The organism is Hyphomicrobium sp., assembly GCF_047600905.1.
Lineage (GTDB): Bacteria > Pseudomonadota > Alphaproteobacteria > Rhizobiales > Hyphomicrobiaceae > Hyphomicrobium_B.
The window spans coordinates 3,565,951-3,577,691 of the sequence record NZ_JASGKD010000001.1 but is presented as its reverse complement, the minus strand read 5'-3'; the positions used below and the strand labels follow the sequence as shown (position 1 = coordinate 3,577,691).

Here is an 11,741-nt window from a genome sequence, read left to right as displayed (position 1 = left end):
CCGCAAAAGTCAACTAGCGTCCCGCGTTAAGCCGCCGTCCGTTTCGGCGTCGGCATTAGCGCGGCTTTGCGACATCGATGTTACGTCTCCTGCGGCATCTGACCGCCATCGCGGACTTCTGCCTCTGGGCACCGCGGCGGATCGCACGTTGGCTCATGCTGGCCGTCGCGTTCAATCCGAAGCTCGGACCGCTGCGCCACGTCTTCACCGCCGCGATCCTCTATGTCCTCTTTGCCTTGGTCCTAGTCTACATCGCCGCGCCCATCCGGGGCTACATCGGCGATCTCTCCATGCACGACAAATTGGGCTACGACGCCGAACGCTGGCTCGCGACCGCGATCTACGACCCGAAAGGTAGCTTCGTCGGCACGTTTGACCCGCGCCTCGATAGCTTGCGAGACGTCAACTACACCGACAGCGCCATAGCGCTCGGCGATTACGTCGCCAACCCCGATCACAAGTCGATCCCGGTGCGCGAGGTGCCGGAGCAATACTGGCGCTGCCTCTCCTATCACGAGGATCGCTATCTCGGCGGCCCGCTCAATCCCTTCGGCATCGATCTCGTCGGCGTTCTGAAAATCCCGCTCTCTACCGTCACGCGATCGATCGCGTCACGTCGCCCCTCGCTTGGCGTCGGCGGCTCGACCCTGCCGATGCAGTTCGCCCGCGTCATCTACAAGACGCCGCCGAGCGCCGGCGAAAGCGGCATCGACAAATTGAAACGTAAGGTCGGCGAATGGTGGCTCGCCCCCGTCATCTATCGCGAGCTGACGCGCGGCGGCGACGACACGCTTCTGAAGCAGTGGGCGGCGAACCACATCTGGCTCGCACAGCGCACAGGCGGCCAACCGCTGCACGGCGTTGAAGTCACGAGCCAGGTCGTGTTCGGCAAGGAAGCCAAGGACCTTTCGACCGCCGAGCAGTTCGTACTCGCCTCCGCCGTCAACAAGCCGATCATCCTGCTCGAAGGCAATGATCGCCTCAACGCTGTCCGTCTCGACCGCTGGCGCTACATCACGGAAGTGCGCGCCCGCACCTGCGCTGAAAAGCTCATCACGGACGAAGCCGAGCAGAAAAAAGTTGTCTTCGAGCTGATGGCGCTCGCCGGCGGGCCGCCCGATCCGAAGGTCAAGCCGAAGCTCGAAGCCGCGCTGGAACGCTTCGCGCCGACCGAGATGAAGCGCGCAGAAGCCAACCCGATGATCCGGGCCAATCTGCTGCTGCCCGCCGCCCGCTTCGGCATTCGCGAGGAAATGAAGCAGAGCTACGGTTTTGCCTGGCGCGATTACGTCCGCGGCGTCACCACGACGTTCGACATCGGCGAGAACCTCGCATTCCGCGACAAGATCGATGGCGCACTCGCCGCCCTCGACACCAAATGGGCGTCCCGTATCGATCCGGCCTTCACGCTCGATCCCAAGAAGGTGACGGCCGACAAGTCGCTGCCCAATGTCATCGCCGTCGCCGCCGACGCAAACGGCAACATCGTCCGCTACTATGAATTGGGTGAGACCGCCGCCTATTTCGGTTCGCTTCCCGCGCGACGGCCTGACACCGGCCTCTATGATCCAGGACTCGAAAGCAGACAGGTCGCCTCTACCGGCAAGATGATCCTCGCGGTCGCGCTTGGGAACCAAGGCCGCGACGGACCGGACAGCCTTTATTCCGATCCGCAGGCCCCCTCCGGGGGCATCGACACCTGCGCCAAAGGATCGAGCACCGCAAGCCGCCGCGCCATCGTCGCGTTCGCCTGCTCGCTCAACGCACCGCTCATCAATCGCGGCGCCCAACTCGGGCAGGTACCGATCAAGCGCCTGATCGACGGCTTCGGCTTCACGATGCCGCCCGCCGCCGCGCTCGGTGGAACGCCTCCCTCGACCGCCGTCGTCCTTGGCCAGATCGCCGGCGCGCCGCGCCGCGTCCATTTCATGTCGAGCATCATTCTCGCATCCTTGATCGGCCGCGGCACCAAGCCGATGCACCCGCCGACGCTGGTCGCGGCCTACGACTATACGCAGAAGGGCCAAGGCGGCGCCGGCATCGCAGCCGAAGCCCGTCCGGCGGTCATCCCGAAATCGCTGATCCGGCCGAGCGCGACCGGCCTGATTCGCACATTGCTCGAAGCGCCCCTCTGCTATCAGGCGGGTGGCCAGTCCTATGGAACTCTGAAAAGCTTGAGCCAATGGTGCGCCCGCCGCCGCGGCGACCTTCGGCTCCATTTCGCCAAGACCGGAACCTCCGTCACGCTTGATCCGAACGCCACCGTCGATACCTGGGCGTCTGGCGGCATCCAGTTCGCGAACGGCGCTGCATATTCCTACGTGGTGCTTGTTGGAACCGGCAACGCATCGCGTCCGTGGGCGCGCGATCTCCACGCAGCGCAAATAGCGGCGCCTCTCCTCGACGTCCTGCTGCACGACCTCGCCGATCACGCCAAACAAAACCCGCGTCGCGACTTCCTTCCGCAACGCCGTGCCATACCGGTTGCCGCGGTTCATACCCGCTCGAAAGAAATCGCCGAAGCAACCCGCTGACGACGAATTGGATCTTTCCCCCTCACCGCAAGCGGGGAGAGGGGACAACATCCATTCATCGCGCCGCTGGAAATTCGTCGACACTCCGACATTGCTCAGCCGCAGTTTAACCATCAAAAACGCCGACTGGCCGCCGACTTTGCAAATCTCTCTTGGGTAGGGTTGGCGGTCATGAACCGGGAAGGTGCTGAACTCGGGCGCGGGGCGGGCTCGCTGCGCCTTTACGCCGATGTGCGCGACGATGCCGCCGCGCCGCAGAAGCCGCCACGCGACTGGAAGCGCGCGATCCTGATCTTCGGACTGGGCACGCTCTCGTGGGTCGCGACCTACGTCGGCATGCTCGAATTGATCGAAGCCAACATGGGCGATCTTCCGATCGTTCACCGCGTCATCGTCGGCTTCTCGGTCGCGATGCTGATGACGATGATCGTCTGGTTGCTCGACCAGCTCTTTCGTCCGCACCCCTTTCTCACCAAGCTGTCCTACGCCGGCGGCTATGTCTTCCTGTCGCTGATCTCGATCGGTTTCGGCTTCGGCTTCTATTGGAAAGTCCTCGAAAGCCGCGGCGAAGCTTCCCGTTCGGCCGAAAGCGCCGTCTCGGAAGTGCAGAACGCCCTTCACGGCGCTGAAACACGACTCGAGCAGCTTCAGGCGACACTCACCCAGCTTACACAGGTCTCGACCGACAAGGCACAACTCGAGCAAACGAAGGGAACCTCATGTCCGAACTCGAAGCCCGGCGACGGACCACGCCGGAAGATGCGCGAAGACGATGCGCAGCGTTTCTCCTTCGCCTCGCAGTTCGTGAAGGGCCGGATCGGTGCGGTGAAGACCGACATGGAGGCGCTGAACGGCGACCTGACGAAAATCGTGTCGGCGGACGCCTCGACGTTCGATCCGAAGACGGGAACGCGCAATGAGTTCATGCGCGCCCTCGGCCGCAAGCTCGACCTGACCGCCACCGGCTTCAACGCTTTCCGCACCGATCCGCAGCTCCGCCAGATTCGCTCCGATCTCGCCGACCGCGCCGAGCGGACGACCTTCGGCGGCGGCAAGAACGGCCCGATCTCCTGCCCCGACCCGCAGTTGCAGATGGCGCTGCGCGGCGTCGTCAAAGCCATCGACCAGTTGCCTGAGTTGCAGAAGCCGGAAATCGCGACCGTCGAAGGCCCGGAGGCGACGATCGAAGCTTTCCGCCGCCTGACGACGACCTTCTATGGTCTTCTCGCCTTCAAGATGCCGCCCTCGGCCGACGAACTGCGCGAATTGCAGAAGAAAGCCATCCAGTCGGTCGAGAACCCAGCGGAAGTGCGCGCTACCGACGATACGCAAGCCTCCGGCCTGTCGAAGCGCGACTATGTCCCGCTCGCCGTGGCGCTGTTCGTCGATCTCTGCCTGTTTCTGGTGTCGATGGGTAAGCGCCCCGGCAGCCGCCTCGACGGACTCGTACCGAAAATGCAGGCCGCCGAGCGTGGGCCCGTCATCGAGATCCTGTCACGCTTCAACGACATCCACCGCGACAAGCAGGTCCGCGAGAATTTCGAGCTCTTCCGCCATGTCGTCTTCGACATGAACGGCGACTACTACGTCGCCGTGCCCCTCGACGCCCCACCGCGCATGAATCCGACCGAGCGCGAGAACCTGCGTGTCGAAGCACAACTTCTTGCCAACCTGTTCGCAAGCTTCGAACGCGAAAAGATTTTCAAACGTACGATGCTGCCGACGACGGGCAGCATTCAGAAGCGCCTCGCCCGCCAAGGTTCGAAATTCGCAGGCTCCGAATCTTTTCGCGTCTACAAGTTCGTGAACGGCGCCTGGTCCGACATCATCCTTGGTGCCGTCATGGGCGCCGCGCGCCGCGCCGAAAGAAACGAGATCGGCGGACGCACGAGCGAGGAGGATGCAGTTCCCGCGAGCCCGGCACCGCAGCAACCCACGCCGCCGTCGAAAGGTGCCCCGGAAAGCCCGGCCGTGGACGCCGATGTCGACCGCCGCATCGATCCGCCGTTCCCGGCGAATTTCGAGCCGCGCATTCGACCCGCCCGTCCCAACGCCGCGATCGATCCCGAGCACGCCGCTCGCTTTGGCCCTTATGCGAATGCCTATCGCCCGGAGCCGGCGTTTGCGCCGCCGCAAGCTCCGCGCGTGAAGCGCGCCGCCCCGAAGCCCGATCCCGAGGCCGACGTCACCGTCATGGCGGCAAACAGCAATACGATCGATGCGACGCCGCCAGCCCCGCCGCCTCTGCCCGAGCCGCGACCGGCAACGGTCGTCACGATTCCACGCAATGCCCCGCCACGCGCCGATGCTCAGACCTCGTTGCAGTCAGAGGCACGCACCAACATCGTCCTCCAGCGTGAGACAGCGACATTTTCCGTTCCGGTCAGCGAGGCCGTTATGCCGGATTCGCTCAAAGCGGCGATAAGCCGTTTTGACGGCCGCTGGCGGAATGTCGAGCCGACCGATTCTCGCCAATCCGCCGAAATTTCGCAGCACGAACAAGGACTGTCCGCGTTACCGGAGGATTCGCTGTCGGATGACGATCGCGCCTTCATCCGGCGGATCGCGCCACCGGCCGCCGAATGAAAAAGGCTTGGAAAGAAAATGGAATAACCCGCTTCGCCTTAAATAGAACCGGGCCGCAACGCTTGTTTAACATTCTTCTTGGATTAATTGGGGACGCCGAATGCCCTGCGGGGGGTAGTTCGAATTTCCGAACATGATCGGCACGAAATGGGAAATTATAAATGCGCATCGCTTCACCTTCGCGGCCAATGACAATGTCTCGAACGGATAAGGAAGCAAGGCTCAAGGACTTCATCAGTGAGGCCTTCGTCCCCCGCGGCGAAGAGCCCGCGCGAGAAGTTTGCCTGACGCTTTTCGTTCGCAGCCCAGACAGCCCCGCCGCGCGCGCGCTTTACGCCGCCTGGTCGGAAGGTCTGATCGAAGGGGCGCAGATTCTTGTTGTCGCCGGCGACACGACTGTCGAAGAACCTTCGGCGCCGTCCGTCTTCGGTATTCCGGGCATTGAATGCCGCGTTCTCGGCGACTCGAGCTTCGGCCCGGCGCACGAGCAGCTGACACTCTCGCATTCGCGCGTCTGGATCGGCGATTGCTTGCGCCGCGATCCGACCAAGCGCGATGCCTTCGAACTCTACCATCCGAACGACGCTTCGATCTGCGTTTTCGCCATTGCCTCATTCAAGAAGCTTTGGGATCGCAGCCGGCCGCTGAAGCATTCGGCCACGGGTCAGCTGTCGCCGGAAATCATCGCCGCGCGCTCCGACGATCCCAACGCTCTGCCGCGCAACCCGCGTCACTGAAGCGGAAATTTCCGGCTGTCATCCTCGGGGCTTGTCCCGAGGATCCACATGGCAACCGCGCAATCGAGACTTTAGACCCTCGGCCTAACGCCGAGGATGACATTTATGAACGTCATCCCAGCGCAGGCCGGGATCCAGCCAACGAGCAATCGTTTGTGGAATGTCTGTCGGTCTGCCGACCTGCGTCGGCACGACGGAATATGCGCATCAGATCCGGCGCAAACAATTTAGAAAAACATCCTTCAAAATTCACCAATCCGAAACTTATCCCCGCCCCTTGGGGCCGTGATAAATTGCGCCTCGTCGACGGATTGGAAAAAGGCCGCAAGAACGAGCAAGCATCGGAATTTCCTAAATTACCGCCGCGCTTCGGCCGTTGGACCCTGTTGGTCTTCACGGTGAAGCGCCGCCTCGCGATAATCCGCCCGCTATGAGCCGAGGCCGCCATCCGCGCGCCCGCTCTCGCGAACTTTATCGAGGCACTCACACAGGACGCCACCTATGATTTTCCTCGCGCGCCTTGCCGTCGTCTTCACGCTCATGCTGGCGACCTTCGCAACCGCCAGCGCCGACCCGAAACCTTTCATACATCAGGGCGTCGCCGCCGACGCCAAGCGCTACGAAGCCTACCTCAAGGCCAACTGGAAACCCGACGGCAAAACACCGGCCGCCCTCAAAGCCCAGGCCGAAAAGGATTTCACAAGCGATCCGCGCGCCGCATCGCGATCACTCGCTAATGCCGTCGCCGCCAACGGCCAGGATTGGGCAGCTTGGAGCCGCCTCGCCGAAGCGCTGCTCGCAATCCCGCCCGACCCGAACAATTCGAGCGAGCGCTATGACCTACCGATCTATGCGTCAGGCGCCGCCTATCGCGGCTATCAGCTTGCGAGCGGCAACGCTGACAAGGCGCACGCGCTTTTCGTTCTTGGCCGCACTCTCGAAGCCCGCTCCTATTGGCGACCCGCCATCGACGCGTTGAGCTTGAGCCTCGTGCTCGCCGACGATCAGGCGACGCGCGAACTCTACGACAAGCTGCGTGGCCAGTACGGCTTCCGCATGACCGACTACAAGACTGACAATGACGCGACGCCGCCGCGTCTCTGCCTCCAGTTCTCCGAAGATCTGTCGCGCACGCAGACCGATGTCGCGAAATTCATTTCCGTCGGCGGCAAGGATCCGCAGAACCTCGTGCAGGACGGCAAGCAGCTTTGCCTCGAGGGCTTGAAGTACGGCGAGCGCTATCAGGTCCAGATCCGCGCCGGTCTTCCCTCCGACATCGGCGAGAAACTTTTGAAAACCTCCGACATCGCTGTCTACATCCCCGACCGCACAGCCTACGTCCGCTTCGGCGGCAAAGCCTATGTACTGCCGTCGCGCGGTCAGCAGGGCATCCCGGTCACGACGACGAACACCAGCAAGATCGACGTCGAAGTCTACCGCATCGGCGACCGCAATCTCGCGACCACGCTGCAGAACGGCGACATGGCCCGCCAACTGTCGAGCTACGATGTCGACAACATCCGCGATCGCTCCGGCATCAAGGTCTACGAAGGCCAGATGGACATTGCGTCCAAGCTCAACGAGGACGTGACGACCGCCGTGCCCGTGACGGATGCAACCGGCAAGCTCGAACCCGGCGTCTACGTCATGGTCGCGAAGCCGTCCGAAAAGCAGAAAGAGGAAAGCTACGAACGCGCCACGCAGTGGTTCATCGTTTCCGACCTGGGCCTCACCGCGTTTTCCGGCAACGACGGCGTTCACGCGCTCGTGCGCTCGCTGAGCGATGCAACGGCCGTCGGCGCCGCTAAGGTGAAGCTCATCGCCAAGAACAACGAAGTGCTCGCGACCGCTACGACCGATGATCGCGGCTACGCCAAGTTCGACGCCGCCATCACCAAAGGCGAAGGCGGCGCCGCGCCTGCCATTCTCGTCGCCGAAAAAGGTGAAGGCGAATATGCCTTCCTTGACCTGACGCTCAACGCCTTCGACTTGTCCGACCGTGGCGTGCAAGGCCGCGACCCCGCTGGCCCAGTCGATGCCTATGTCTATACCGAGCGCGGCGTATATCGCGGCGGCGAGGACGTGAACGTCACCGCCCTCGTCCGCGACCAACTCGGCAAGGCCTCCTCCGTGCCGGCGACACTGATCCTCTTCCGCCCCGACGGCGTCGAGCAGTCGCGCTTCCTGATGAATGACCAGGGCCTCGGCGGTCGTTCGCACGTTGCCCATCTCGCCAAATCCGCGATGACCGGCACCTGGCGCGTGAAACTTTACACCGACCCGAAATCCGAGCCGATTGCCGAGCGCTCCTTCCTCGTCGAGGACTTCGTCCCGGAACGCCTTGACATGACGCTGTCGTCGAACATCAAGGCGCTGTCGCCCGATGAGAACCAGTCGATCGACGCCGACGGCCGCTATCTCTACGGTCCGCCCGCAGCAGGCCTCGGCCTCGAAGGCGAGGTCGTGGTGCGCGCGTCGAACAAAGATGTCTCAGGCTTCGCCGGCTATGTCTTCGGCCAATCCGACGAGCTCGTAAATCCCGCGCGCCAGCCGCTCGCAGCCAATCTGGCAATGGACCAGAACGGCAAGGCCCAGGTCCCGATCGCGTTGCCGCAGATGCCGAAAACGCCAAAACCGCTCGAAGCCGCAATCACCGTCAAGCTGCGCGAGGATGGCGGCCGCACGATTGAACGAAACATCACGCTTCCCGTCGATCTGAAGCTCGAACGCATCGGCATCAAACCGCTGTTCGACAACTTCACCGCGCCGGAAGACCAGGCCGCCGAATTCAACGTCGTGCTGCTGGGCGCCGATGGCAAAGCCGAAGCGTCGAGCAATCTCACCTGGACGCTGACCCGCCTCGACACGACGTGGCAATGGTATCGCCGCGACGGCTCATGGACCTATGACGCCGTCACTGTGAAGCGCAAGATCGGCAGCGGACAGCTTTCTGTCACCGCCGACGGCGCCGCCAAGATCTCGCAGCCGATCGAGTGGGGCCGCTACCGCCTCGACGTCGCCTCCAACGACGCCGACGGCCCGGCTTCGAGCGTCATCTTCAACGCCGGCTGGTACACGTCCGGCGACACGGTCGATTCACCGGAGCAGCTCGACGTCGCACTCGACAAGGACAGCTACAAATCAGGCGACACTGCAAAACTGCGCATCGCCTCAAAGCTCGGCGGCAAGGCGCTCATCGCCGTTCTCGGCGCCGGCCTCGACCTGATGAAAGAGGTCGATATCGCCAAGGGTGGCGGCGAAGTCGAAATCCCGGTCAACGCCGATTGGGGTCCGGGCGCTTACGCCACCGCCATCCTCTATCGCCCGATGGACGAAGCGGCAAAGCGCATGCCGAGCCGCGCCATTGGCGTCCGCTGGCTGCCGATCGACCAGTCGAGCAAGCAGCTGAAAGTTGCTGTGACACTTCCCGAAAAGGTGAAGTCTGGCGCCCACATCGATGTGCCGCTGAAAGTCGAAGGCCTGGCACACGGCGAGGATGCACGCATCGTCGTCGCCGCAGTAGATCTCGGCATCCTCAACCTCACTCGCTTCGAAACGCCCGCGCCGGAAAAGTGGTTCGGTCAGCAGCAGAAGCTATCGTTCGAGATCCGCGATTTCTACGGCAAGCTGATCGACGGCATGCGCGCCGACCGTGGCAAGCTCCGCTCCGGCGGCGACGGCAGCGCCGCGCTGCAGGGCAATCCGACAGTCGAAACCGTCGTATCGCTCTACTCCGGCATCGTCCAGGTGAAGGACGACGGCACCGCGAGCGTTTCGTTCGATCTCCCCGACTTCAACGGCACCGTGCGCTTCATGGCGGTCGCTTGGAGCAACGATAAGGTCGGCCACGGCTCGGGCGATCTGATCGTTCGCGACGCGGTTGCGTTGACCGCCGCCGTGCCGCGCTTCATGACGCTTGGCGATGAAGTCGATCTCGGCTTCTCGATCCACAACGTCGATGGCCCGGCAGCGCCGTACAAGCTCGCGCTTTCGCAAAAAACCGGCGATGACCGCAACGAGACGCTGACTCCCATCGCCGATAAGACCGCCGACTTGAAGCAAGGCGAGCGCACGATGCAGCGCATCGTCTTCAAGCCGTCGGAACTGGGCGAAATCACGTTGAAGGCCGTCGTCACCGGCCCGAACGATATCGCCGTCAAGCGCGAGATGACGTTCAACGTCTTCCCGCCCGCGGGCGACATCAAGCGCACGACGATCTCGTCGTTGAAGCCCGGCGGTAAGCTCGTCGTCTCATCCGACATCGCTTACGACCTGATCCCGTCACGCACGCGGATCAACATGTCGGTCGGACCGGCCGCGCGTCTCGACGTGCCGACGCTGCTCGCCCAACTTGATCGCTATCCCTACGGCTGCGCCGAGCAGACGGTGTCGCGCGCGATGCCGCTCGTGGTCGCCAATGCCGTCGCGGCGCAAGTGGGTGTCGCGCAGGACAAGGAGCTGAAGGACCGCGTGCAAAAGGCAATAGCCCGCGTCTTCGAAATGCAGGATTCGACCGGCGCGTTCGGTGTGTGGGGTCCCTACAGCACCGACCTGTGGCTGACGGCCTACGTCACCGACTTCCTGACGCGGGCCAAGGAAGCAAACTATGATGTGCCGCGCGAGAACTTCAATCGCGCGCTCGACCGCCTGCAGAACTTCATCGCCTACGCCTCGGACTTCGAGAAAGGCGGCGAAGACCGCGCATACGCACTCTACGTTCTGGCCCGCAACGGCCGTGCGCCGATCGGTGATCTGCGTTACTACGCCGACGAACGCATTGGCCGCTTCTCGACGCCGCTGGCAAAAGCCCAAATCGGCGCCGCGCTGGCAATGATGGGCGACAAGGAACGCGCCGAGCGCACGTTCTCCGCCGCTCTCGCCGCCATGCCCGATACGCCGGACTCTGGCTATCGCAGCGACTACGGCTCGACGCTGCGCGACGGCGCCGCCCTCGTCACGCTCGCCGCCGAAACCGGCATTGCGCGCGACGAGCAGCCGAGGCTCGCGACCGTTATCGCCAATGCCTACGAGACGCGTAACTATACGTCCACACAAGAGCAGGCCTGGATGCTGCTCGCCGCGAAGGCATTGAACGATGAAGTGAAGGCGACAGCCCTCGCCATCGATGGTAAGCCCGTCAATGGCCCGCTGCTGAAAGGTCTGACACCCGCCGAGTTGAAGAACGGCGCCCTGACGATCACCAACAACGGCGATACCGCCGTCGATGCCGTCATCTCGGTCATCGGCGCCGCGCTGACGCCGGAGCCGCCCGTCTCGAAAGGCTTCAAGATCGAGCGCCAGGCCTACACGGTCGATGGCAAAAAGGTCGATCTCGCAAGCCTTACCGGCGGCAAGGCCAAGGTGAAGCAGAACGATCGCTTCGTCATGGTGGTAAAAGTCACATCCGATGATCCGGCCGGGCGCGTCATGGTCGTCGATCGCCTGCCCGCGGGCTTCGAGATCGAAAACCCGCACCTCGTCGACAGCGGCGCGATTGCAAACCTGTCGTGGCTCAAGTCGACCGCAGAACCCGAGCACACTGAGTTCCGCGATGACCGCTTCGTCGCCGCCTTCAACTTCGCGAACGTAGCGACCTCGTCGGACAGCGAAAATACCGACGCGGATAACAATGCGACGAATAGCGAAGTGATACTGCCTGACGGCACCACGCAGGCAAAGCCCGCGGCCGTCACGGCGACGCTGGCTTATATCGTTCGCGCTGTCACGCCCGGCACGTTCATCCACCCGGCTGCGACGGTCGAAGACATGTACCGGCCCGAACGCTACGCGCGCTCAGGCGCCGGCACGCTCATGGTTTCGACGAAGGAGTGACGCGCGTGCGGCTGGGGCTTCCTTTGAAACGGCTTCGAGATAAGGTTCCCTC

The 11,741-nt window shown here is 63.2% G+C and carries 5 protein-coding genes; all 5 read left to right on the top strand.

Features of this window, described 5'->3' with window-relative positions:
- The first annotated feature begins 77 nt into the window (after nucleotides 1–77).
- The 5 genes from QM780_RS17115 (at nucleotide 78) to QM780_RS17095 (ending at nucleotide 11,689) form a co-directional block, all read left to right on the top strand.
- The gene (locus tag QM780_RS17115; RefSeq protein ID WP_415071639.1) at nucleotides 78–2,534 is read left to right on the top strand and encodes a transglycosylase domain-containing protein; all 2,457 of its coding nucleotides are present in this window, start codon (nucleotides 78–80) and stop codon (nucleotides 2,532–2,534) included.
- 171 nt (nucleotides 2,535–2,705) lie between these two features.
- Complete coding sequence (locus tag QM780_RS17110) at nucleotides 2,706–5,120, top strand: hypothetical protein (protein WP_415071638.1); 2,415 nt, start codon at nucleotides 2,706–2,708, stop codon at nucleotides 5,118–5,120.
- Nucleotides 5,121–5,314: 194 nt separating this feature from the next.
- Nucleotides 5,315–5,857 carry a hypothetical protein gene (locus QM780_RS17105; protein WP_415071637.1) on the top strand — a complete coding sequence of 181 codons (543 nt, stop codon included), beginning with the start codon at nucleotides 5,315–5,317 and terminating at the stop codon, nucleotides 5,855–5,857.
- Nucleotides 5,858–6,057: 200 nt separating this feature from the next.
- On the top strand, nucleotides 6,058–6,291 hold the full coding sequence (locus tag QM780_RS17100; RefSeq protein WP_415071636.1) for a hypothetical protein: 234 nt from the start codon (nucleotides 6,058–6,060) through the stop codon (nucleotides 6,289–6,291).
- Nucleotides 6,292–6,358: 67 nt separating this feature from the next.
- The gene (locus QM780_RS17095) at nucleotides 6,359–11,689 is read left to right on the top strand and encodes an alpha-2-macroglobulin family protein (protein ID WP_415071635.1); all 5,331 of its coding nucleotides are present in this window, start codon (nucleotides 6,359–6,361) and stop codon (nucleotides 11,687–11,689) included.
- Nucleotides 11,690–11,741 lie beyond the last annotated feature (52 nt).